20 protein-coding genes are annotated in these 22,673 nt (G+C 61.8%); 6 read left to right on the forward strand and 14 right to left on the reverse strand.

Annotated features, from left to right (window positions below):
* Positions 1-7: 7 nt before the first annotated feature.
* Positions 8-2,299, reverse strand: a complete 2,292-nt coding sequence (gene metE, locus QEN71_RS19725; protein WP_201650425.1) for a 5-methyltetrahydropteroyltriglutamate--homocysteine S-methyltransferase — start codon at positions 2,297-2,299, stop codon at positions 8-10.
* A 111-nt stretch (positions 2,300-2,410) separates the two neighbouring features.
* Between metE and QEN71_RS19730 the strand changes: the two genes are divergently transcribed.
* Entirely contained in the window at positions 2,411-3,319 is a 909-nt protein-coding gene (locus QEN71_RS19730) for a LysR family transcriptional regulator (RefSeq protein ID WP_201650424.1), read from the forward strand.
* 172 nt (positions 3,320-3,491) lie between these two features.
* Here QEN71_RS19730 and acnB read toward each other — a convergent pair whose 3' ends face one another.
* A complete protein-coding gene (acnB, locus tag QEN71_RS19735) occupies positions 3,492-6,077 on the reverse strand; it encodes a bifunctional aconitate hydratase 2/2-methylisocitrate dehydratase (protein ID WP_201650423.1) in 2,586 nt (861 codons plus the stop codon).
* Positions 6,078-6,402: 325 nt separating this feature from the next.
* The gene (locus tag QEN71_RS19740; RefSeq protein WP_233471793.1) at positions 6,403-6,618 is read right to left on the reverse strand and encodes a hypothetical protein; all 216 of its coding nucleotides are present in this window, start codon (positions 6,616-6,618) and stop codon (positions 6,403-6,405) included.
* A 469-nt stretch (positions 6,619-7,087) separates the two neighbouring features.
* On the opposite strand from QEN71_RS19740, the gene QEN71_RS19745 reads away from it, so the two are divergent.
* The gene (locus tag QEN71_RS19745; protein ID WP_201650422.1) at positions 7,088-7,387 is read left to right on the forward strand and encodes a hypothetical protein; all 300 of its coding nucleotides are present in this window, start codon (positions 7,088-7,090) and stop codon (positions 7,385-7,387) included.
* Between the two features lie 53 nt (positions 7,388-7,440).
* Here QEN71_RS19745 and QEN71_RS19750 read toward each other — a convergent pair whose 3' ends face one another.
* The gene (locus QEN71_RS19750) at positions 7,441-8,196 is read right to left on the reverse strand and encodes a transposase (protein WP_201650421.1); all 756 of its coding nucleotides are present in this window, start codon (positions 8,194-8,196) and stop codon (positions 7,441-7,443) included.
* A gap of 369 nt (positions 8,197-8,565) precedes the next feature.
* Between QEN71_RS19750 and QEN71_RS19755 the strand changes: the two genes are divergently transcribed.
* The gene (locus QEN71_RS19755; protein WP_201650420.1) at positions 8,566-9,078 is read left to right on the forward strand and encodes a phosphotransferase-like protein; all 513 of its coding nucleotides are present in this window, start codon (positions 8,566-8,568) and stop codon (positions 9,076-9,078) included.
* Between the two features lie 22 nt (positions 9,079-9,100).
* Here QEN71_RS19755 and QEN71_RS19760 read toward each other — a convergent pair whose 3' ends face one another.
* The gene (locus QEN71_RS19760) at positions 9,101-9,526 is read right to left on the reverse strand and encodes a GFA family protein (RefSeq protein WP_201650419.1); all 426 of its coding nucleotides are present in this window, start codon (positions 9,524-9,526) and stop codon (positions 9,101-9,103) included.
* Between the two features lie 85 nt (positions 9,527-9,611).
* Complete coding sequence (locus QEN71_RS19765; RefSeq protein WP_201650418.1) at positions 9,612-10,454, reverse strand: DMT family transporter; 843 nt, start codon at positions 10,452-10,454, stop codon at positions 9,612-9,614.
* Between the two features lie 123 nt (positions 10,455-10,577).
* On the opposite strand from QEN71_RS19765, the gene gcvA reads away from it, so the two are divergent.
* The gene (gene gcvA, locus QEN71_RS19770; protein WP_201650417.1) at positions 10,578-11,468 is read left to right on the forward strand and encodes a transcriptional regulator GcvA; all 891 of its coding nucleotides are present in this window, start codon (positions 10,578-10,580) and stop codon (positions 11,466-11,468) included.
* 23 nt (positions 11,469-11,491) lie between these two features.
* On the opposite strand, the gene QEN71_RS19775 is transcribed toward gcvA, so the two are convergent.
* Positions 11,492-13,225: an FAD-dependent oxidoreductase gene (locus QEN71_RS19775; RefSeq protein ID WP_201650416.1), complete on the reverse strand. Its 1,734-nt coding sequence runs from the start codon at positions 13,223-13,225 to the stop codon at positions 11,492-11,494.
* 52 nt (positions 13,226-13,277) lie between these two features.
* Positions 13,278-14,447: a zinc-binding dehydrogenase gene (locus tag QEN71_RS19780; RefSeq protein ID WP_201650415.1), complete on the reverse strand. Its 1,170-nt coding sequence runs from the start codon at positions 14,445-14,447 to the stop codon at positions 13,278-13,280.
* A 221-nt stretch (positions 14,448-14,668) separates the two neighbouring features.
* Here QEN71_RS19780 and QEN71_RS19785 point away from each other — a divergent pair, with 221 nt between their 5' ends.
* Entirely contained in the window at positions 14,669-15,691 is a 1,023-nt protein-coding gene (locus QEN71_RS19785; protein ID WP_201650414.1) for an SGNH/GDSL hydrolase family protein, read from the forward strand.
* A 20-nt stretch (positions 15,692-15,711) separates the two neighbouring features.
* Here the strand turns inward: QEN71_RS19785 and QEN71_RS19790 are convergent, their stop codons facing one another.
* From QEN71_RS19790 to QEN71_RS19800, 3 genes are all read right to left on the reverse strand, one after another.
* Positions 15,712-16,491: a bestrophin-like domain gene (locus QEN71_RS19790; RefSeq protein WP_201650413.1), complete on the reverse strand. Its 780-nt coding sequence runs from the start codon at positions 16,489-16,491 to the stop codon at positions 15,712-15,714.
* A 138-nt stretch (positions 16,492-16,629) separates the two neighbouring features.
* Positions 16,630-17,115, reverse strand: a complete 486-nt coding sequence (locus QEN71_RS19795) for an NUDIX domain-containing protein (protein WP_201650412.1) — start codon at positions 17,113-17,115, stop codon at positions 16,630-16,632.
* Positions 17,116-17,176: 61 nt separating this feature from the next.
* Positions 17,177-18,013, reverse strand: coding sequence for an oxidoreductase (locus tag QEN71_RS19800; RefSeq protein WP_201650411.1), 837 nt, complete (start codon positions 18,011-18,013; stop codon positions 17,177-17,179).
* Between the two features lie 155 nt (positions 18,014-18,168).
* Between QEN71_RS19800 and QEN71_RS19805 the strand changes: the two genes are divergently transcribed.
* Positions 18,169-19,083 (forward strand): AraC family transcriptional regulator, encoded by a 915-nt coding sequence (locus QEN71_RS19805; RefSeq protein WP_201650410.1) that lies wholly within the window; start codon positions 18,169-18,171, stop codon positions 19,081-19,083.
* Between the two features lie 17 nt (positions 19,084-19,100).
* Here QEN71_RS19805 and QEN71_RS19810 read toward each other — a convergent pair whose 3' ends face one another.
* From QEN71_RS19810 to QEN71_RS19820, 3 genes are read right to left on the reverse strand one after another with little or no spacing between them, the layout of a single operon-like run.
* Entirely contained in the window at positions 19,101-20,432 is a 1,332-nt protein-coding gene (locus QEN71_RS19810) for a 2-hydroxycarboxylate transporter family protein (RefSeq protein ID WP_201650409.1), read from the reverse strand.
* Positions 20,433-20,446: 14 nt separating this feature from the next.
* On the reverse strand, positions 20,447-21,814 hold the full coding sequence (locus QEN71_RS19815; protein ID WP_201650408.1) for a short-chain fatty acid transporter: 1,368 nt from the start codon (positions 21,812-21,814) through the stop codon (positions 20,447-20,449).
* Between the two features lie 22 nt (positions 21,815-21,836).
* The gene (locus QEN71_RS19820; protein WP_201650407.1) at positions 21,837-22,646 is read right to left on the reverse strand and encodes an amidohydrolase family protein; all 810 of its coding nucleotides are present in this window, start codon (positions 22,644-22,646) and stop codon (positions 21,837-21,839) included.
* Positions 22,647-22,673 lie beyond the last annotated feature (27 nt).

Below are 22,673 nucleotides of genomic sequence, written 5' to 3' on the forward strand. Positions count from 1 at the left end.
GCAACGATTACACCGACTGACGCAGGGTTTTCGCAGCCGCGACCATGTTGGTCAGTGCGGGCAGCACTTCAGCCCATTGACGCGTCTTCAGACCGCAGTCCGGATTCACCCACAGACGCCCCGCCGGAATACGCTCTGCGGCCTTCTTCATCAGGTTCACGATATGTTCCTGGCTCGGAATGTTCGGCGAGTGAATGTCGTACACGCCCGGGCCGATCTCATTCGGGTACTTGAAGTTGTCGAATGCATCGAGCAGTTCCATGTCGGAGCGCGACGTTTCGATCGTGATCACATCGGCATCCATATCGGCGATCGACGCGATGATGTCGTTGAACTCCGAATAGCACATGTGCGTGTGAATCTGCGTTTCGTCGCGCACGCCGTTCGCGGTAATGCGGAACGATTCCACGGCCCATTGCAGGTACTCGTTCCATTGCGCGCGGCGTAGCGGCAGTCCTTCGCGTAGCGCAGCTTCGTCGATCTGGATCACGCGCACGCCGGCCTTTTCGAGGTCGAGCACTTCTTCGCGGATCGCAAGCGCGAGCTGGTAGCACGACACTGAGCGTGGCTGATCATCGCGCACGAACGACCAGTTCAGGATCGTGACGGGGCCCGTCAGCATGCCCTTCATCGGCTTCGCGGTTTGCGACTGTGCGTAGCTGATCCACTCGACCGTCATCGCCTTCGGGCGGCTGATGTCGCCGAACAGGATAGGCGGCTTCACGCAGCGCGAACCATACGACTGCACCCAGCCGAACTGGCTGAACACGTAGCCGTCGAGCTGCTCACCGAAGTATTCGACCATGTCGTTGCGTTCGGCTTCGCCGTGCACGAGCACGTCGAGGCCCAGCGCTTCCTGCTCCTTCACGGCGCGCGTGATTTCCTGCTCCATCGCGAGCTTGTAGCCGGCCTGATCGAGTTCACCTGCCTTGAACTGGCTGCGTGCGTGACGGATTTCGTTCGTCTGCGGGAATGAGCCGATCGTGGTGGTCGGGAACGCGGGCAGGTTGAGAATCGCGGACTGCGTTTTAACGCGCTGTTCGTAGGCGCTCGCGCGCTTGCCGAGCGATGCATCGATGCGGGCAATCGCAGCCTTGACAGCTGGGTTGTGCACACGTGGCGAGGTGCGGCGGCTTTCGATGGCCTTCGCGTTGGCAGCGAGCGCCTCAGCAACCGACTCACGGCCATTGTTCAGTGCACCGGCCAGCACGGTCAGTTCGTCGAGCTTTTGCAGCGCGAACGCGAGCCACGACTTGATCTCGGCGTCGAGCTTCTGTTCGCTGCTCAGATCGACGGGCGTGTGCAGCAGCGAGCACGACGGCGCGATCCACAGACGATCGCCGATCGAACGATGCAGCGGTTCGAGCCACTCAAGCGCAGCCGTGAGATCCGTCTTCCAGATGTTGCGGCCATTGATTGCGCCGACCGACACAACCGAGGTCGCGGGCAGTTGCGCGACAACCGCCACGACTTCGTCGCGTGCATTGATCGCATCGATATGCAGACCATCGACGGGCAGCTTGCACGCGAGTTCGAGATTGTCCTGCAACTGGCCGAAGTACGTCGCGAGCAGCAGCTTCACGCGGCGCTCCGACAGCGCTTCATACGCGGTACGGAATGCCTGACGCCACGTTGCATCGAGTTCCGTGACGAGCGCGGGCTCGTCGATCTGCACCCATTCGATGCCCTGCGCCGTGAAGTAATCGAGTAGCGCCGCGTACACGGGCAGCAGACGCGGCAGCAGTGCGAGCTTGTCGGAGTCGTCCTTTGCCTTGCCGAGCCACAGATACGTGACGGGTCCGACGATCACGGGCTTGGTCTTTACGCCGAGCTTACGTGCTTGCGTCAACTGTTCGAGCAGGCGGGACGGATCGAGCGAGAAGTTCGTGTGCGCGTCGAACTCGGGGACGATGTAGTGATAGTTCGTATCGAACCATTTCGTCATTTCACCCGCGGCGACACCGCCGCAGCATGCGCTGTGATCTTCCGCGCCTCGCGCCGAACGGCCACGCGCGACGCGGAAATAGTTGTCGAGCGCATCGCCATGAAAACCTCGCACGCGTTCCGGCAGATTGCCGAGCGTGAAGCTCATGTCGAGAACCTGATCGTAGAACGAGAAGTCGCCAACGGGGGCGAAGTCCAGTGCGGCCTGGTCTTTCCAGTGACGCTCGCGAAGCTCCGCGCCGACCATCTTCAGTTCGTCGCGCGACGACTCGTTCTTCCAGTATTTTTCGAGTGCGAACTTCAGTTCGCGTTTTGCGCCGATGCGCGGAAAACCCAGATTGTGCGTAGTGACCATGTCTCGTTGCCGTCCAGAGGAGAGTAGCTGGAAGCGATGATAGAATTTTCGCTGCATGAATAAAAATGGATTTATTTCATGCAAACATTAATTCTGTTCATGGAGTGAGTCATGCTGGAGCGCAGTCATCTGATGGTCGTGCGTGAAGTCGAGCGACAAGGTTCGCTCACAGCGGCCGCCGATACGCTCAATCTCACGCAATCGGCTCTGAGCCATGCAGTGAAGAAACTGGAGCAGCAACTGGGCACGCCTGTCTGGACGCGTGAAGGCCGTTCGATGCGGCTCACGCAGGCCGGTCAGTATCTGCTCGGGCTTGCGAACCGCATGCTGCCGCAGTTCGAGCTGGCCGAAGAGCGCATGAAGCAGTACGCGCAAGGCGAGCGCGGCACGCTGCGCATCGGCATGGAGTGCGCGCCGTGTTATCAGTGGCTGCTCAAGGTGGTGTCGCCGTATCTTGCGCGCTGGCCCGATGTCGATGTGGATGTGAAGCAGCGTTTTCAGTTCGGCGGTATTGGCGCGCTGATCGGCTACGAGATCGATGTGCTCGTGACACCTGATCCGCTAAAGAAGCCCGAATTGCACTTTCAGCCGGTGTTCGACTATGAGCAGGTGCTGGTTGTCGCCGATGAGCACAGGCTTGCGAGTGAAGCCTACGTCACGCCGGAACAGGTCGCGAAGGAAGTGCTGATCACGTATCCCGTCGAAACCGATCGGCTCGACATCTACACACAGTTCCTGACGCCCGCGAACGTCGTGCCGAGGCGCCACAAGGTGATCGAGACGACCGACATCATGTTGCAGATGGTCGCAAGCGGTAGAGGCGTGGCGGCGCTGCCGCGCTGGCTCGCGGAAGAATACGCGGGCTGGATGCCGCTTACGCCGCTGCAACTCGGCAAGAAGGGAATCGCGAAACAGATCTTTCTCGGCACGCGCAAGGCCGATGACGAGATCGAATACCTGGCGGCGTTCGTCAAGACGGCGCGTGAGGCGAAGTGGGGGGAGGCGAGGGTGCGGGGGTAGTTTTGCGCTTCTGCATGAATAGAACCGGTCGCTGCCTTCGGTTGGTCCTTTGGCGTGTGGTCCGAAGCGGATCGCCAATAAAAAAACGCCGCAGACCCTCAAAGCCTGCGGCGCCCTTCGATTCATTCAAGCCACGACGCAAACCACACGTCATAGCCCGACAGCAAACAACTTACACCTGCACAGTGTCTGCCACTTCCTTGAAGTCTTCGATCTGGTCGAAGTTCATGTACTGGTAGATCTTGTCGCCGTTCGCGTTGATCACGCCGATGTCGGCCATGTACTCTTCCTTCGACGGAATCCTGCCCAGACGCGAGCAGATCGCCGCCAGTTCCGCCGAGCCGAGATACACGTTCGTGTTCTTGCCCAGACGGTTCGGGAAGTTACGCGTCGACGTCGACATGACCGTCGCGCCTTCGCGCACCTGTGCCTGGTTGCCCATGCACAGCGAGCAGCCCGGCATTTCCGTACGCGCGCCAGCCGTGCCGAACACGCCGTAGTGACCTTCTTCCGTCAGCTGCTTCTGGTCCATCTTGGTCGGAGGCGCGACCCACAGCTTGACAGGAATGTCGCGCTTGCCTTCGAGCAGCTTCGACGCGGCACGGAAGTGACCGATGTTCGTCATGCAGGAGCCGATGAACACTTCGTCGATCTTCGCACCAGCAACGTCCGACAGCGTCTTCACATCGTCGGGATCATTCGGGCAGGCGACGATCGGCTCGTGAACGTCAGCCAGATCGATTTCGATGACAGCCGCGTATTCGGCGTCGGCATCCGGTTGCAGCAGTTGCGGATCGGCGAGCCATGCTTCCATCGCCTTGATACGGCGCTGCAGGCTGCGCGGGTCCTGATAGCCCTGCGCGATCATCCACTTCAGCAGCGTGATGTTGCTGTTGAGGTATTCGATGATCGGTTCCTTGTTCAGGTGCACCGTGCAACCGGCGGCCGAACGTTCAGCCGATGCATCCGACAGTTCGAACGCCTGCTCGACCTTCAGATCCGGCAGACCTTCGATTTCGAGAATGCGGCCCGAGAAAATGTTCTTCTTGCCTTGCTTGGCGACCGTCAGCGTGCCTTCCTTGATCGCCCACAGCGGGATCGCGTTGACGAGGTCGCGCAGCGTCACGCCCGGCTGCATCTTGCCCTTGAAGCGGACCAGCACCGATTCCGGCATATCGAGCGGCATCGTGCCCGTAGCCGCCGCGAAAGCGACCAGACCCGAACCTGCCGGGAAGCTGATGCCGATCGGGAAACGCGTGTGCGAGTCGCCGCCCGTGCCGACGGTGTCGGGCAGCAGCATGCGATTCAGCCACGAGTGGATCACGCCGTCGCCCGGGCGCAGCGCGATGCCGCCACGGTTGCTGATGAAGTTCGGCAGCGTCTGGTGCGTCTTCACGTCGACGGGCTTCGGATACGCAGCCGTGTGGCAGAACGATTGCATGACGAGATCGGCCGAGAAGCCGAGGCACGCCAGGTCCTTCAGTTCGTCGCGGGTCATCGGGCCCGTCGTATCTTGCGAGCCGACCGAGGTCATCTTCGGTTCGCAGTACGTGCCGGGACGCACGCCCTGGCCTTCCGGCAGACCGCAGGCGCGGCCAACCATCTTCTGCGCCAGCGAGAAGCCCTTGCCGCTGTTGGCCGGCTGCTGCGGCAGACGGAAGAGTGCGGACGGTGCGAGGCCCAGCGCTTCACGCGCCTTGGCCGTCAAACCGCGGCCGATGATCAGCGGAATGCGGCCGCCGGCGCGCACTTCGTCGAACAGCACGTCGGACTTGACCTGGAATTCGGCGATCACTGCGCCGTTCTTCAGCGCCTTGCCTTCGTACGGACGCAGTTCGACCACGTCGCCCATTTCCATCTGCGACACGTCGAGTTCGATCGGCAGCGCGCCGGCGTCTTCCATCGTGTTGTAGAAGATCGGGGCAATCTTGCCGCCGAGGCACACGCCGCCGAAGCGCTTGTTCGGGATGAACGGAATGTCTTCGCCCGTGAACCACAGCACCGAGTTGGTCGCCGACTTGCGCGAGGAACCCGTGCCGACCACGTCGCCAACGTAGGCGACCAGATGGCCCTTTTCCTTCAGCGATTCGATGAACTTGATCGGGCCGCGCTTGCCGTCTTCTTCCGGCGTGATGCCGGGACGGGCGTTCTTCAGCATCGCCAGCGCGTGCAACGGGATGTCCGGGCGGGTGGTGGCGTCAGGTGCAGGCGACAGGTCGTCGGTGTTCGTTTCGCCCGTCACCTTGAACACGGTGATCGTCAGGCTCTGCGGCACTTCCGGACGGCTCGTGAACCACTCGGCGTCGGCCCAGCTCTGCATCACTGCCTTGGCGTTGGCGTTGCCCTTGTCGGCGAGTTCCTTGACGTCGTGGAACTGGTCGAACATCAGCAGGGTTTTCTTCAGCGCGTCGGCGGCTACGGCGCCCACTTCGGCGTCCGACAGCAGTTCGATCAGCGGAGCGATGTTGTAGCCGCCCAGCATCGTGCCGAGCAGTTCGGTGGCGCGCTCGCGCGAGATCAGCGCGCAGGGCGTCTCGCCCTTGGCCACGGCGGCCAGGAAGCCAGCCTTCACGCGAGCGGCTTCGTCGACGCCTGCGGGCACGCGGTTGGTGATCAGGTCGAGCAGCGTCTGCTCTTCGCCGGCGGGCGGATTCGTCAGCAGTTCCACCAGTTCGGCCGTCTGCTGAGCCGTCAGCGGCAGGGGAGGAATGCCGAGCGCGGCGCGTGCGGCCACGTGAGCACGGAAGTTTTCAAGCATGGGGAACCTGCTGTATTTGCGTTTCAGGGGAAGGCTTTCAGGGCAGCCCGAGGCACTGCTTTGATCGCGATTTTAATTCCAATACCGCTCCAACGTCAAATGTCTTATGTCTTATATAAGAGTTGGGCGACATAATCCGACGGCAAGGTGGGACTCGATGGAGCAGGCGGAAGCAGCGACCCGCAGTGCGGCGCGCCGTTCTGGGCCGCGCCGGACCTTGTCGGAAGGCGCGTCTATTTCGTGGATTTCACGCAGGCGGAAGCGGTTCGCGGATCGACGCGAGAGGGATTTGAGGTGAAGCGTGGTGTCGGCAAAGGTGCGACGATCAGGTCAGACGCAATTGGCCTTTTACACTGCTGCCTTTACGCTTTTTAGCTTCGGCTTTTTTGCAAAGATCGAGCAAAAGCCAACGCGCGACTGTTTCGGGACGATCCATGCCGAATTGGGCGGAACGAATATCCCACCCGAAATAGACGATAACCGTCCCATCCATTACCCGATAAGAACCGCTGTGTGCGATGCCGGCAACCGTAACGGTCAACGGTCGCCTCTCGTCGTATTGAGCTGAAGCCACTTTGTAGATTTGAATAACAAAGTAAAAACCTATCTGGACGATTATCTTTCGTCAATCAAATATACGTTTTGAAGCAAAGTTTAATTCGGCAATCGCATGTGGCAATAACGAATGCCGTTTCAACGGTGCGATTTTTGTTTTCCGTCGATCATCGATGTGCGCGCGCGTACAGCGAAGCGAAGGCGATTACCAGCGGCTTGCGGCTGGTCGCGCGGTTGCACTAATTGGGAAATGGCAAGTTGACGCGGATTTGCCCGAATGAGCGTGCGTCGAGGTGGAATGGTCGATTCTATTCGATCCAACGCGGACGGCAACCCTTCCGTTGTTTCGAATCCAACACTTCATTACATCACCGGCAGGTTCGCTCCGGATGTGCAACGATAGGCGTGTAGCTCGCAACGGTCGAACACGCTGGACAACCCAACGGGGAGGGTAGATGAGAGAGAACGCCAAAACGCTTTTCGTCGCTTCCGAGGACATTGCAACCGCGTTGAACCTGCTGGAGAGCATCGAGGTCGAGATCGGCTTCGATTGCGACGATCCCGAGAGCATCGAAAAGGCCATTCTCAGCGTCGAGGAGGCAATCAACACGCGCCTGAGCGGACATCGCGGCGATGCGCGTATCGAATCGGCGATCCTTCGCGTGAAGTCGGATTTCCGGTGCGCGATCCTCGATCAGGCGTCGTCCGATGAGGACGATGAAGATACCTTCGGTATCGTCCACACCGTGCATTGACACTGCCGAAGCTGGGTCACCCGATCGCCGGTTGGGATCGGGTGAGTCGGCGCTCAGACCAGCGACGTTTCCTTCCCCGTTTTTCTTCTGCCGATCCCGGGCATGCGAGGGCGCGTATCCTGCGATGGCTGCGGCTGCCGGTCGCGCAGCAACAGCGGCATCAGGCGCCGATTGGCCGTCTGTGCAGCCCACTCGCAATAAGCGGCGCTGCCGAGCACCCATCCGTTGAGCGTCGACTGCATCAGGTTGTCCACTTCGCATTCGTCGATCGGTCGCGCACCGAGATCGCGGTAAGCCTGCTGGCGTTCGACGGGCGTATTGCCGAGCGCGCTGTAGAGCGAATGATCCTTGATGAAGCTATCGACGCGCATCCCGATGTGATGCGTATAGCTCGACCACTGATAATTTCCCGGCTCGGCCACGAGTCGGTTGCGCACGGGCGCATGATCGATGACCTGGCTCGCGAGCAGGAAATATCGGTCGGGCTCGATCACTGTTGCTCGGTATCCGCCGCGCCACATTGCACCGCGGCGTCCGTGGCGTCGATTGAAGGTCTCGACATAGCGACGGCAGACCGCCTGCATCGCCATGCCGACGCTCGACTCGTATGAAGGTGTGACGAGGAACTGTACTGCCTCGGGCATGAGCACCCACGCGTGGACTGCCAGATCGGCGACGCGTGCGGCGTCCGCCAGGCAGGCGAGGAAGTACAGATAGTCTCCCTCGTCGAGGAATGCGGGCCCCGTGAGTCCCTGCAAGATAACGTGCTGCGGTTGTTCTGGGACGTAGTGCCGTGCAAGCCGTGTCATGCTGAATTAACCGGAAATCCGATGTGAGAAAGCGATCCGTCAGGTGGCGGTCGCGTGTCGTGCGTAACGCGGGTATCGGACGAAATTCTAGCGATCATTGGCGCGCGTGTGGATCGCGAATAGGCCTTTTTTCTGGCCTCTTTTCATCGAATTGGCGATCACGGCGGGGAATTTTTTTATGTCGACGCTGAATAGGTTTGGAAGTGCTGTTTGAGTGCTATCCGGCACTATTAAATCCGGTGGCACGGTGCGGCGTTCGAGGGACCATCTGGCTCTATTTTTATTTCGCCTGAATTGCGGGTTGGGCGTATTGTGAGTCGGGGTTTATCGGTAGGTATCCGAAACTTAAAAAGAGAAATTGGCGAAAATATGAAACCAGCCGCGATCGTATTGCATGGGCCAACCAGCGCGGGAAAGAGCAGTCTGGCGAGGGCGCTTCAGGACAGTTCGGAAGTCCCTGTCTTTCACATCACGCTCGATGCATTCGTGGAAATGTCGCGCAGACGTGACATGCGATCGGACGACGAGCTGGCGCAAGCGCTGCGGCTGCATCATCTCAACCTGCAATCCACGCTCAGGCGCGTGGCGGATAGTCACTTCGAGATCGTTCTGGACCTCGTGCTCAGGGATTCGTCCGCCTTCGATGAATGCATCGCGGCTCTCGTTCCGCGCCGCACATTTGTGATCGGCGTCACATGTCCGCTGCACGTTCTGGAGGAACGCGAACGTGAAAGGCCAGACCGTGGAGCAGGAATGGCCCGATCGCAGTTCGGACACCCGGCTTACGCGAGACCCTACTCGATGTGCATCGATACTTCTACCTGTACGCCAGAAGAAGGGGCACTCCGCGTTCGCTCGTCTATCGATGGGGTGGGCGAGTGATTGTCTGGTCGTCGGTGCAACCTCAATCATCCGGCTCGAAGCGAAGAATCCCTGCCCGACGCGCCGGCCCGCCCGTGTCGTTCGGATGATTGACACCATCCATCACAGGCACTTCGGCGAAATCGAATGGGCTCACTCCATCGAGGCAAGCCACGTTCACACCAAACAGATTCGGGTTGGATCGCCGTTGAAGATGCGTGCTGATTCCGCAGCGTGAACAGAAGAAGTGCTGCGCGATTCCGGTGTTGAAGCGGTAGCTGGTGAGCGCATCTTCGCCCTGCAGAAATCTGATCCCGCTCATTTCCGCTGCGACGACGATCGCGCCTCGCATCCGGCAGTAAGAACAGTTGCAGCGACGGATCGAGTTGAAGCCGTCGCTGAGCGTGACCTCGAAACGCACCGCGCCGCAATGGCACTGGCCGGTTCGAATGTTCGTATCGCCTGCCATGCTGGTTGTCTCTCCTCTGCGGATCAAATTCATAACGGCATCAAGAGCGCGACGCACGCAAACCCATGACGCGCTTCCGGTCGTGTCAAAGCCCCAGGCAAACCGCTCCCGCCGCGACGACCACGCACGCGAGCCAGCGCGCTCCGCTGACCGATTCCCGCAGAAACATCCGCCCGATCAGCACCGCGAACACGACGCTGGTTTCGCGCAACGCCGATACCGCGCCCATCGCGCCCGACTGCAGCGCCCAGATCACGATGCCATACGCCGCGATCGACACCAGACCGCCGACAAGCGACGAGCCGACCGCGAGCGGCTCCGCACGCACGGGTTTCCACAGCGCCGCGAGCCCGCGCTTCGCGACGAACAGCACCGGCATCAGCCAATAGAACAGGAACATCCACGCGGTGTAGGTGAGCGCCTCGCCGTTGGACAGCCTCACGCCGATGCCGTCGATCACCGTATACAGCGCAATCGTCGCCCCCGTCGTCAGCGCGGCCAGCGCGCCCGCGCGCGACACGCGACGTCCCTGCAACGCGATCGCGATGATGCCGCCGGAGATCATCGCGATGCCGAGAGCGTGCAAAAGGCCGATCGCCTCATGCGCGAAAAGCGCTGCACCGAGCGTGACGAGCAACGGCGACGAGCCGCGCGCGATCGGATATGCCAGCGCGAGATCGTTGCGTCGATACGATCGCACGAGGCTCATGTTGTAGACGATATGCACGAGCCCCGATGCGACGATGTAAGGCCAGCAGCCGCCCGACGGCAACGGATGGAGCAGGACGACGAGCGTGGCGACCGCGGCGATGGCGATGCTCATCCATGTCATCGACAAAAACCGGTCGCGGTTGCCGTGCAGCATCGCGTTCCAACTCGCGTGGAGCATGGCAGCGAAGAGCACGATGCCGCCGGTGTAACTGAGCATGCGGGTTTCGGGGCGGAAGAAGAGTTGAAGCGTTGATGGATTCGGCAGTGAAAAGGATATCTATCTTGTGACGGGTAGACAAACCAGATAAATTGCCCATTCACGTTAGATAAACTATTTCGAATGAAACGGACATTGCCACCGCTCAATGCCTTGCGTGCATTCGAGGCCGCGGGCCGACTCGGCAGCTTCAAGGAAGCCGCCGCCGAACTGCATGTGACGCACGGCGCAGTGAGCCAGCAGGTGCGCCTGCTCGAAGAGTGGCTAGGCGCATCGCTGTTCGACCGGTACAACCGGCGCGTGACGCTGACGCCCGCGGCGAAGGTCTATCTGGAGGAAATCGGTCCGTTGTTCGAGCGGCTCGCGCAGGCCACCGCGCGATACGGTGTGCCCGAGACGGTCTCCCGCACGCTGACCGTGAACGCGCCCGCAACCTTTACGCTGCGCTGGCTGGTGCCGAGACTGGCGACATTCCGTGCCGCACATCCCGACGTGGAGGTGCGAGTGGAGACGTCGAACGGGCCGCTGGAAAGTCTGAACGAACACTACGACGTCGTCATTCGCGGCGGTCCGGACACGTTCTACGGCTACTCGATGCGGCCGTTCCTGTCGGAGGAGCGGCTTCCCGTGTGCAGTCCTGCGCTGTTGGCGCGAGTGCCGCTTCGAAAGCCAGGCGACTTGCGGCATCACACGTTGCTGCATACGTCGAGTCTTCCGCGGCTTTGGCCCGACTGGCTGGCGAACGCGCAGATAGCTGCCCTCAAGCCGGCGGCCAGTTTGACCTTCGATCACTTCTATCTGACCTTGCAGGCTGCCATCGACGGAATCGGTATCGCGATGGGGCCGACTGCGCTCGTATCCGACGATCTCGCCGCCGGTCGGCTCGTTGCGCCGTTCGAGAGTCCTCGTCTGCCGTCGCGCAGCTATTGCACTTATGTCGCGGATGAGAAGGCCGGCGATGAACTCGTCGTGCTGTTCTGTTCGTGGATCGAGCGGGAGGGGAAGGGTTCGTGAACGGAGGCCGCGCCGCACACGCATCAATAAGCACGCGTCAAAAAGCTCTGAATCTGCGCGACGACCCCCGCGCCTTCGCCCACTGCCGAGGCAACACGTTTGGTCGAGCCCGAGCGGACATCGCCAATGGCGAATACCCCTTCGACGCTGGTCTGCAACGATATCGACAGCATGTTCGCGTCGGGAAGATCGACGCCCGTCTGAACGAAACCTTTGCTGTCGAGCGAGATGCCGCATGTCCTCAGCCAGGTCGTGTTCGGGTACGCGCCGATGAACACGAACAGGTGATGCATGGTCATGCTCCCTTCGATTCCCCCGGCGCCGCGGTAGCGCACACGTTCGAGGCGCGTCGCGCCTTCGAGCGCGGACAACTCGACCCGCGTGTGAACCGTCACGTTCGGCAGCGACGTGACGCGCTCGATCAGATAGTGCGACATGGTGTCTTCGAGCTTCGCGCCTCGGATGAACATGTGCACATGCTCGGCGTGCGACGCGAGAAACACGACAGCCTGTCCCGCCGAATTGCCGCCGCCGATCAGCAACACGGGCTCGTTGCGACATAGCTTTGCTTCGATCGGCGTCGCCCAGTAGTAGACGCCACGGCCTTCAAAGCGCTCGAGATCTTCGACGACGGGTCGCCGGTACTCCGCGCCCGTTGCGATAACGACGGTGCGCGAGGTGATCCGATGGCCGTCCGTCAGTTCGACAACGGGCGGTTGCCTGTCGCAATACAAAGCTTTGACCTCGCACGGAATGCCGATCTGCGCGCCGAACTTCTGCGCCTGCACGAACGCGCGATCCGCGAGCGCGTGTCCCGTGATGCCCGTGGGAAAGCCGAAGAAATTCTCGATGCGCGCGCTCGCGCCCGCCTGGCCGCCGGGCGCGCGACAGTCGAGCACCGCGACCGACAATCCCTCGGATGCCGCATAGACGGCGGCAGCAAGTCCGGCCGGGCCCGCGCCGACGATTGCCACATCGTAGACATGCGCCGGGTCGAAATCGGGAATGATCCCGAGACACGAGGCAAGCTGCTGCTCGGTCGGATTGCGCAACACCGTGCCGTTCGGACAGACGACAAGCGGAAAGTCGTCCGGCTGTGGCGTCAGTCGTTCGAGCAGTGCGACGGAATCGGCGTCGTGTTCTGCGTCGAGCGTGACGTTCGGATACGTGTTTCGGCGCAGGAAATTCTGCAACGCGAGCAGGCGCGCATTATCGGACGATCCGACCAGGACAGCGCCATTCACGCGTTCCATCGCCACGAAGCGCCTGAGTATCAGCGCGCGCATGATCTTTTCGCCAAGCTCGGCTTCGCTGATCAGCAAGGGGCTGAGATCGTCGGGCCGCACCAGAACGGCTTCGACATCTTCGATCACACGCGAATCCACGAACGAAGGCTTGTTCGAAAACTGGTTCACGTCGGATGTGAATTCGCCGCGCTGCGTGAACGTGTGAATGATCTGCTCGCGGCCAAGACCATCGCGGGCGACTGCGCGGATCTTGCCCGACAGCAGCACGAACATACCCGGCGTGCGTTCGCCGACGCGATAGATCATCGTGCCCTTCGCATAGCGCGACACTCTGCCGAAGCGCCGCACGCGGCTGATTTCCGCTTCGCTCAGGATGGGAAAGAGTTGCTGAAGGCGCGGATGACTACGCACGAACGGCGCGTCGAGTTCCGCGTCATCGTCGGCGCGACTGTCGACATTGGCAGGCTGGCCAGGCGGGATCTCGTCGCCTGGCTTGGGCTCGTTGCTCATCGCGCATCCTCCGGCGGCTGGGCGGGTGAACCTGCACGAATCGGTTTTTGAATCAGGCGTCGCGCGTCGGATTGATCAGAAACTTCGATCCTGTGCTGCGTTTCGTGTATTCGCGAAGCACGTCGGGCGAGAGGATGTCGCTGAGCGAAATCTCAGTCTTGAACTCGCTGCGGAACGTGGTGCGCAATTCGGCATTGACCTGGTCGCGCAGTGCCTGCGTTGCCTGCGGGCCGATCTTGTCGAGGAAATAGAACAGCAGCCATCCGCCGATTCCCCACGCCATGCCGACGCGCGGCACTTCGATCGGTCGCGAGTCCAGGCTGCCGTACATATAGACCTGCTTGTGCGTGGATGACCCGTAGCGGCTGTAGGTCGGCAAGCCGCGCGCAAGCGCTTTTTCCATTGCCACCAGGATGCGTCCGGCGAGCGGTCCGCCCGTCAACGCGTCGAAGCACAGCGTAGCTTTGGTCTCCGCTAACGCGTCGGTTAAGTCAGCATCGAAAGCAGGCGATTCGCTGTTCAGAACGTATTTCGCGCCGAGTTCTTTCAGGGCCGCAAGTTGCGCGTCGCTTCGCACGACATTGACAAGCGGTATCTGTTCTTTCTGGCAAATCTTGACGAGCATGCGGCCGAGATTCGACGCCGCCGCCGTGTGCACGAGCGCGTGATGCCCTTCGCGCCGCATCGTTTCCACCATGCCGAGCGCGGTGAGCGGGTTGATATAAGCCGCGGCGCCTTCTGCCGGCGACACGCCTTCGTTCAGCACCATGCATTGGTGTTTGGGAAGGCGACGATACTGCGTGTACATTCCGCCCCCCGCCACCGAAACCGTCTTGCCTAGCAGATCGGCGGCGCCCGTGCCGGCCCTGACGACGACATCCGCGCCCTCATTGCCGACGGGCAGCGATGCATCGAGGCGCAGCGCGAGCGCATCCATGGCTGCTGGCGGGATTTTCGCGGTCAATGTTCGATCGCGGCCGCTGCCTGTCGCTGTCACGCTGTCGAGATCGGCGGGGCCGAGCAGCAAGCCGATGTCGGACGGATTGAGCGGCGCGGCTTCGATACGCACGATAACTTCGTCGTGTGCGGGAGGCGCGACGTCGAACTCGATCAATGAAAGGTTCAGATTCCCGTCACGCGTAATGCACGAACGCAGTTCCAGACCTTTCAACGGTGGTTCGTCGCGGGTGTGATCGGGCGAGCCAGTAGAGGTGGTATTCATGGCGCTTCCTTGGGTTCGGTCGATGTCGTGCATCGCAGCAGCAGAATACGGCTGACACGGGGCGCGCTGCATCGAAGGTGACGCGCTGGCGCTTGGCGCAGACATATCCGTGCTTCGCATCCTTCTTGCTTGTTCCCCACTGCAACATTCGTCGATCGACGGCACGTGAGCGGCACGCGAGCGATTGGAGCGCACCGCTCCGTGGCGCAGGGAGGCTCCCGATGCGAGCACTGGCTAAAAAGGTAGGCATTGCAATTTCCGCGGCATTAATTGCACTGCTGGCGGCGTGCGGCGGTAACAGTGGGAATAATGGCGGCGGCAATGCATCGGACAATCCATCGGGCGGCGTCCGTCTGCAAACCGTTTCGTTCGGAGACAGCCTGTCCGACGTCGGCACTTTTGCGCCGCTCGCGAGCGCGGTCGGCGGCGGGCGATTCACGACGAATCCCGGTCAGGTGTGGACCCAGCTTGTCGCGCAATACTATGGCGATACGCTGCGCGCGGCGTACACGATTGGCTTCGATCATCAACTGAGTCCGCAAGGTGGCTTTGGTTATGCCGAGGGCGGATCGACGGTCGCGACGCCGGCCAATCTGAACAACTTTCTCGTCGATGTGATCGGCGACATCGAAATGCCTGTCACGCAGCAGGTATCGAGTTATCTGGCGGCTCACGGAAGTTTCAACGGCGGTCAACTCGTGCTCGTGTGGGCCGGCGCGAACGATGTGCTGCGCGCGGGCACGTTGCCGGCCGCAGCGCCGACGGTGCAGACCGCAGCGAACACGCTGGCTCAGGTCGTCGCGCAGATCGTCCAGAACGGCGCGACGCACGTCGTGGTCGTCAATCTGCCGAACGTCGGACTGTCGCCCAAAGGACTGGCATCGGCGGACGGCGGCGCGAATCTCACGCAGTCGTCGCAGCTATTCAACGACACCCTGAACGCCGCGCTGCAGAGCAACGGGCTACAGGGCAAAGTCATTCAGGTCGATGCATTCGGCTGGATCAACCAGATCTTCGCGAACTTCCAGGGGAATGGCTTCACGGTGTCCAACACGGCCCAGGCCTGCGATCTATCGAAGACGCCGCACGACACCTCGTTGTTATGCTCGCCGGCAACTTACTCCACACCGAATGCAGACCAGACTTACATGTTCGCCGACGATCTTCATCCGACCACGCGCATGCATGCACTGTTCGCGCAGTTCGTCGAGCGGCAGATCGCGAGTAGCGGTCTTGGTCATTGAGAGGGTCATTGAGCGCGCTCTCACCGATCCGCTGGCATCACCTGCAGCAGCGGTTCGGGCGTGAGCGCGATCTCTCCCGTGAACGGCCGGTCGTGCGACAGAATGAGCAGCATGGTCGTCGCAAGTCCGGCGGCAAAAAGCCCGATTGCCACCGCCGATGTCAAACGGTCGGCGCAATGGACAAACGCGATCGCGAACAGCAGGCAGATCGCCAGAAAACTCAGGCATGCCCATTTGACGCCGCTCACTTCCGAGCGGCTGATCAGGATGCGCTGTCGGCGCGCTTCGAGCGCGTGCTGCAACGACGCGGCCACCTCGCGCTGCGCGGTCTGCTGTCCCGGCGAATTGACGGCGAGCGCAAGCGTGAACTGGAGCGCCGCGTTCAGCGTCGGCGGGCTGATGTTCAGCGTGACCGCGCCTTGCGCCATGAGCGGCCATTCGGTCGTCGCCGTGTACTGGATGTAGTCGCGCACCAGCTTGCGCAGCGCGACCTGGGCATCGGCGGGCAGCACGGCGGACATGACGACGACCGAACGCAGCGCGCTGGCTTCCGCATCGACGGCGGCATCGGCGCGCGCCGTGTCGTTCCAGACCTGCGCGGCCGTGAACGCAATGAACAAGCCGAAGATCACGCCGACAGGCGACAGCAGACCAGGTGAAATCGCCTTGTACGACCGCCCGTTCGGGCCGGCGGCAAGCCATCCGCTGACGAGATGAATCAGCGCGGCCGCAACGAATGTCGCGCAGAAAATGGCGAGCGCCATCAGCCACAATGGCAGTTCATGCAACCATGTACTCATCGTGACGGCTTGCGCGATGCGCAGCGTGAAGGCGATATCCGTGGAGTGCAGGCGAGTTCAGTCGCACACGAAACCATGCCGCCTGGATGATCGTCTGTGCGGTCGGCAACGTTTCTGTCGAGAACGCGAAACCAGCCGTCAGCAGAAGTCCCTGCGAAGATACGCAGCCACAGCCGCTGTCACCGGCATGCTGCGCAATTCCTCCGGCGACGCCAGATGCGTTGCCACGATCTCGCGATTATCGAGCCGCAGTTCCGGCATGCGATCGAGGTGCAGTTCGAAGAAGTGCACCCGGTCTGTTCGCCCGTCCCACACGCCGCAGACTTCGCCCACGGCGCGTAACGCATGCGACGAGAAACCGATCTCTTCCTCCATTTCGCGCTGCGCCGCTACATCGGGCGTTTCTCCCGCGTGCATGCTGCCGCCCGGAAGACCCCATCCGGCCCGATACGACGTCTTCACCAGCAACAGCGCCTGCCCGACATAGATCGCGACGAGCGCGCCTTCGTGGCTCGGCCGTCGCAGATGCCACCAGGCGCGGGCGAGCGGAAATCCGAGTCGAAGCGCGACGCGCCAGAGTGCATCGACAAGCCCGGCCGCCGGGCCTCGCTCAAGGCTCGGCATGAGGTTTCTCCTTTCTGTTCACAGTATGAATATCTCATATACGTGTGTCAGAAAAGCACGATCAATACCCGTCCGTCGACTTCGTCACCGTCTCCCAGCTATCGATTTCTTCCTTGAGCGCGGACAGCTTGTCGCGCACGAGGCCGAGCGCGTCGCTGCCCAGAAGCAGGTGCATCGGCGGATTGTCCGCGCCGATGACCGACAGCATCGCGCGTGCGGCCTTCACGGGATCGCCCAGCTGTTTGCCGCTTTTCTCTTCGCGTGCCTTTCTGATGGGATCGAACAGCGGATCGTAGTCCGCAATCGAGCGAGGCGAGCGGACCATCGACCGGCCCGCCCAATCGGTCCGGAACGATCCGGGCGCAACGGCAGTGACGAAGATGCCGAACGGCCTGACTTCCTTCGCGAGTACCTCCGAAATCCCTTCGAGCGCGAATTTGCTGCCGCAGTAATAGCTGATGCCCGGCATCGTGATGAAGCCGCCCATCGATGTGATGTTGAGAATGTGCCCGCGCCGCCGCTTGCGCATCGCGGGCAGCACTGCCTTCATCATCGCCACGGCGCCGAATACGTTCACATCGAACTGACGGCGCATGTCGGCGAGCGGCGATTCTTCCATCACCCCTTCGTGACCGTATCCGGCGTTGTTGACGAGCACATCAATGGGCCCGACGCTCGCCTCGATATCGGCGACGACATGATCGATGGCGTCGAAGTCCGTCACATCGAGCATGCGAGCCACGGCGCGACCGGGAGCCTGTGCTTCGAAAGCGTCGCGTGCCTGTTCGTTGCGTACCGTACCGACCACGCGATGACCTGCCGCGAGCGCTTCTTCAGCCAGCGCACGTCCGAAGCCGCTGCTGACGCCAGTGATGAGCAGAGTGTTGACAGTCGACATATGTACCTCGAAAGATAGAAGAGACGTCTGCATAATAGTCTCGGCAGCACGCCGCAATCAGACCCGTTAATCTCTTTTCATTGCCTGATCCTATGACGTTCGAAAAGCCCCGGAAGAAAAGCAGGAGTGAAGCGCAGTCGGGCGAGCAGCAGCGCATGGTGTCGCTATTGAAGGCGTTGGCGCCTCACGAGGGATACAACCTGACCGTCTTGCCGGATGTGCGCATTCTGCGCTCGAACCGCGCGTTGACGCGCACACCGGTCCTTTACGATCCGGGCATCGTCATCGTTTGCCAGGGAAGCAAGCGCGGTTATTTCGGCGACCAGATCTACGAATACGACGAGCAGCACTATCTCGCCGTCGCCGTTCCCGTGCCTTTCACGATGGAAACACGCGCCACGCCGCAGCATCCGCTGCTGGCCATCTACATGCATCTGGATTTCTCGCTGGCCGCCGAACTGATGCTGCAAATCGATCGTCACGACGCATCGGACGATGAGCCCGATTCGCCGCAAAGCATGATGTCGAGCCCGATGGACGCCGCGCTGCAGCGGTCCGTGTTGCGTTTTTTGGAAGCGATGAACCAGCCGCTCGACGCTGCGATTCTCGGCCCCGCGCTGGTTCGTGAACTGTATTTTCGCGTGCTGACGGGCGCGCAGGGCAACGCGATGCGCGCGGCTTTAGCGATGCAAGGTCCGTTCGGCAAGATCGGCAAGGCGCTGCGACGCATTCACGCGACGTATCACCAGCCGCTCGATGTCGCGCAACTCGCGAGCGACGCCAGCATGAGCGTGCCGACGTTTCACAGTCACTTCAAGGCGATCACGAATACGTCGCCGATGCAGTACGTGAAATCGACGCGGCTGCATCAGGCGCGGCTGTTGATGTTGCGGCAGGAGATGACGGCGGAAGCCGCGTGTCACGCGGTGGGTTATGCGAGCGCGTCGCAGTTCAACCGGGAATTCAAGCGTCTATTCGGCTTGACGCCGGCAGCCGAGACGAAGCGCATGCGTGAGAGCTTCGCTATGCCGCCGGCCTTTGCCGCGTCCGATTTCGTGTCGTCGCACTGACACTCGTCGGAACGAACTCAGCGCAGCCATGCAAACGCCGCCAGCGCGATCATGACGGTAATCGCGCCGCCGATGCGCGTCGCGATCTGCGCGAACGGCATCAGTTCCATGCGGTTGGCGGCCGTCAGAATCGCCACGTCGCCCGTGCCGCCGAGGCCGCTGTGCGTCGCGTTGACGATCGCCGCTTCGACGGGATACATGCCCGTCCAGCGCGCGACCAGAAAGCCCGTCGCAACGAGCGTGAGCACCGTCGAAACGGCCGTCACGATGTTGACCCAATGGAACGCCGTGACGATCTCGCCCCACGGCGTCATCGCGACGCTGATGGCGAACATCAGCGGATAGGTGACAGCCGTCGAAAAGAAGCCGTACATGAAGCGCGCGCCGCCTCGCACGCGCGGCGACACGACCTGGAAGAACTGCGCGGCGACGACCAGCACGAGCATCACGACAGGCGCGGGCCAGTCGAAGTACTGATGGCTCAGCACGCCGAGCAGATACAGCGCGATGGCCGTTGCGCCCGCCGCCGCGACCGAGTTCACATCGAATTCGAACGAAGCGGGTTTCGCGCCCGTCACGTCGTCGTCGCCTTCGGCAACGGTCAGCCGCCCATTGCCCGTGAGATGCGGCCGGCGCGCACCGAGATAGCTCAGCAAGCCCGCGCAGCAGATTGCCGCGATATTGCCGAGCATCACGGCCGACAGCACCTGCGCGAAAAGTGGCCCCTGTTCGACGCCGAGTATCTGCGCATATCCGGCCGACAGCGGCAATGCGCCTTCGCCGACGCCGCCCGCCATGATGGGCACGACGACCATGAACAGCGCGTGCCTGATATCGAGGCCCAGCAAGGTGCCGACGGCCGTGCCGACGCACGCGGCAGCGATCGAACCCGCCGCGACGGGGACGAAGATGCGCACGAAGCCTTTGACGAGCGTCTGCCGGTCCATGCTCAGCACGCTGCCGACGATGATCGCCGCGATGAACAGATACAGAAAGTTCGACTGCTTCGTGAACGTGGTGACCGCTTTCGTGATGGGCGCGGGCATCAGCTGGTAGTAGACCAGCATCGACGGAATGAAGGCCGCGAAGATCGACGTCGCGCCGATGTGCCGGATCCACGGAATGCGCTTCGCCAGTTCGGCGCACGTGAAGCCGCCGACGGCGACGAGCGCGATGCCCGTCGGCAGGTCGGAGGCGAGCTTGCCGTGCGCCGTCATCAGGCCGAGCACGGCAACCAGAAACACATAAACGGGCAGCGGCAGCGCGCCGATGCGCACATCGAATACGCGCCACCAGCGTTCCTTCAGGCCGGACTTTTCTTCATGGACATGATGCGTCGCTGTCTCCATCGTTTGGTCTCCTCTTACACAAAAATCAGCAGCGCCGCGCCATACACGATCAGACCGACGGCGAAGGTCATGACCGTAAAACCGAGCACCCGCTGCACGCCGATACCCGCCATCGCGACGACGGGCGCGGCCCAGAACGGCTGCATCATGTTCGAGACCTGCTCGCCCATCGCGACGGCCATGGTGGTCGCTGGAACGGACGCATGCAGCGCGACGGCAGCGGGCACGACGAACGGACCCTGCACGGCCCAATGGCCGCCGCCGCTCGGAATGAAGAACGTCACGATCAGCGAGCACACGTAGCTCCAGAACGGCAGCGTGTGCGCATTCGAAATCGCGATGAAGAAGTGCGAGATCACATCGGGCAGACCCGTCGCGTCCATCATCCCCATGATCCCGCCGTAGAGCGGGTACTGAAGCATCATCGAACCCGTCTGCTTCGCGGCGTTCTTGATGGCGTCCGCATACGCGAGCGGATAGCCGTGCAGGATCACGCCCGCGATGAACATCACGAAGATCACCGCATTCACGCCGGAAAACGCAATGTGCTGAAACTGCGTCAGCACGATCAGACCGATGCCCACCGCGCCGATGAACGCGCTGCCGATCCACGAATGCTCGACCTTACGTGCGAAATTCAGCTTGCCTTCGGGCTTCTTGCGGATCGGTTCGTCGGGATGTTTGTCGGTATCGAGCGGCACGGCGTCGCCGTCACGCGGACGCAGCCAGGCGAGCACGAACGGCATCGCGACGAGCATGATGAGCGTTGGCACGAGATTGAAGCGCGTGAACACCGTTTCGCCGAAGGGCAGCACCGCGCCCGTCAGCTTTTGCACGACGTTCATCGAACTGCCGGGCGTCGATTGCGCGAGCGCGATCGAACTTGAAATGCCGCTCGCCCACACGATCCAGCCCGAGAAGCCCGCCGCGACGATCCACGCGAAATCGACACGCATGCGCTTTGCGACTTCGCGCGCCAGCAATGCGGCCACCACGAGGCCCATGCCCCAGTTGAAGAACGACGTCACGGCGACCAGCACGAAGGTCAGCGTGCCCGCCTGCGCCGGTGTGCGCGCGATCGACACGAGCGTCTTGAACAGGCGCTGCACGGGCGGCGCGTGCGCAAACGCGTGACCCGTGACGAGCACGAGCGTGATCTGGAACGCGAACGTGAAGATGTCGAAGAAGCCCTTGTACCAGCCGGAAATCATTTTCGGCAGCGTCGCGTGGGGCGCGAAGATCGCCGACAACGCGGCGACGATGGCCGTGATCATGATCGCGAGCACGAAGGGATCGGGAATCGTGCGCTCGAACAGACGGATGGTGGCTTCCGTGAAGCTCGTTTTGCGCGCGGACGTCGATGGCGCGGTGGTGGGTTTCATGCGTGTCTCCTGTTTATATTTTTCAGTTCGCGAAGCCGTAGAGCGTGGCGGGATTGGTCACGAGAATCCTGTCGCGTGTGGCTTCGTCCTGCGCCCAGTCGGGCAGCAGATCGAGCAACATGAGGTCGTCGGGCTTGTGCGCCTCCGTGACGTGAGGCCAGTCGCTGCCCCACACGAGCCGGTCGGGCACGGCATCGACCCACGCGCGCGCCATCGGCGTGATGTCCGCGTAACGGCCTGCAAGTCCGTCCGCCGAGTCGAGATACGGGCCCGACAGCTTGATCCATGCGCGGCCCGCATCGGCGAGTTCGCGCACGATGGCGAATGCCTCGTGATTCACGCCCTGTTGCAACGGAAGACGCGCACGATGATCGAAAACCATCGTGCACGGCAGACGCTGCAGCATCGCGCGATGTTCGACGACTTGCTCGGCGGTCCAATGCAGTTGAACATGCCAGCCGAGTTCGGCGATGCGATGCGCGAGCGGTTCGACCATCTCGAAGCCGACGGCAGCGTTCTTTGCCGTATAGAGCGTGAAGCGGATGCCGCGAATGCCGCCGCGATTCAACGCGTCCAGTTCCGCATCCGTCACATCGGGATGCAGCACCGCGATGCCGCGCGCGTTGTCGATGCCGAACTGACGGATGGCATCGACGGTCACGGCGTTATCCGTGCCGTAAATGCGCGGCGTGACGATCACCACACGCTGCGTGCCGATGCGCGCCTGCACCTTGCGATACGCGGCGACATCGGCGTTCTCGACGAAACCGGGTGTGTCGGTTTGCTCGAGAAACGCACGGTCGTAGATGTGAATATGGGAATCGCATTTCATCGCGATGTGTCTCCGTGTTTTATTAAC

The sequence above is a fragment of the Paraburkholderia sabiae genome, assembly GCF_030412785.1.
GTDB classification, from domain to species: Bacteria; Pseudomonadota; Gammaproteobacteria; order Burkholderiales; family Burkholderiaceae; genus Paraburkholderia; species Paraburkholderia sabiae.

Coding starts and splice junctions, on each gene's coding strand:
- QEN71_RS19755 (WP_201650420.1), top strand. CDS start 8,566: ATGAAACCAGCCGCGATCGTATTGCATGGGCCAACCAGCGCGGGAAAG.
- QEN71_RS19775 (WP_201650416.1), bottom strand. CDS start 13,225: ATGAGCAACGAGCCCAAGCCAGGCGACGAGATCCCGCCTGGCCAGCCT.
- acnB (WP_201650423.1), bottom strand. CDS start 6,077: ATGCTTGAAAACTTCCGTGCTCACGTGGCCGCACGCGCCGCGCTCGGC.
- QEN71_RS19815 (WP_201650408.1), bottom strand. CDS start 21,814: ATGAAACCCACCACCGCGCCATCGACGTCCGCGCGCAAAACGAGCTTC.
- QEN71_RS19790 (WP_201650413.1), bottom strand. CDS start 16,491: ATGAGTACATGGTTGCATGAACTGCCATTGTGGCTGATGGCGCTCGCC.
- QEN71_RS19785 (WP_201650414.1), top strand. CDS start 14,669: ATGCGAGCACTGGCTAAAAAGGTAGGCATTGCAATTTCCGCGGCATTA.
- QEN71_RS19745 (WP_201650422.1), top strand. CDS start 7,088: ATGAGAGAGAACGCCAAAACGCTTTTCGTCGCTTCCGAGGACATTGCA.
- QEN71_RS19805 (WP_201650410.1), top strand. CDS start 18,169: ATGGTGTCGCTATTGAAGGCGTTGGCGCCTCACGAGGGATACAACCTG.
- QEN71_RS19760 (WP_201650419.1), bottom strand. CDS start 9,526: ATGGCAGGCGATACGAACATTCGAACCGGCCAGTGCCATTGCGGCGCG.
- gcvA (WP_201650417.1), top strand. CDS start 10,578: ATGAAACGGACATTGCCACCGCTCAATGCCTTGCGTGCATTCGAGGCC.
- QEN71_RS19795 (WP_201650412.1), bottom strand. CDS start 17,115: ATGCCGAGCCTTGAGCGAGGCCCGGCGGCCGGGCTTGTCGATGCACTC.
- QEN71_RS19730 (WP_201650424.1), top strand. CDS start 2,411: ATGCTGGAGCGCAGTCATCTGATGGTCGTGCGTGAAGTCGAGCGACAA.
- QEN71_RS19800 (WP_201650411.1), bottom strand. CDS start 18,013: ATGTCGACTGTCAACACTCTGCTCATCACTGGCGTCAGCAGCGGCTTC.
- QEN71_RS19780 (WP_201650415.1), bottom strand. CDS start 14,447: ATGAATACCACCTCTACTGGCTCGCCCGATCACACCCGCGACGAACCA.
- QEN71_RS19820 (WP_201650407.1), bottom strand. CDS start 22,646: ATGAAATGCGATTCCCATATTCACATCTACGACCGTGCGTTTCTCGAG.
- QEN71_RS19750 (WP_201650421.1), bottom strand. CDS start 8,196: ATGACACGGCTTGCACGGCACTACGTCCCAGAACAACCGCAGCACGTT.
- metE (WP_201650425.1), bottom strand. CDS start 2,299: ATGGTCACTACGCACAATCTGGGTTTTCCGCGCATCGGCGCAAAACGC.
- QEN71_RS19810 (WP_201650409.1), bottom strand. CDS start 20,432: ATGGAGACAGCGACGCATCATGTCCATGAAGAAAAGTCCGGCCTGAAG.
- QEN71_RS19765 (WP_201650418.1), bottom strand. CDS start 10,454: ATGCTCAGTTACACCGGCGGCATCGTGCTCTTCGCTGCCATGCTCCAC.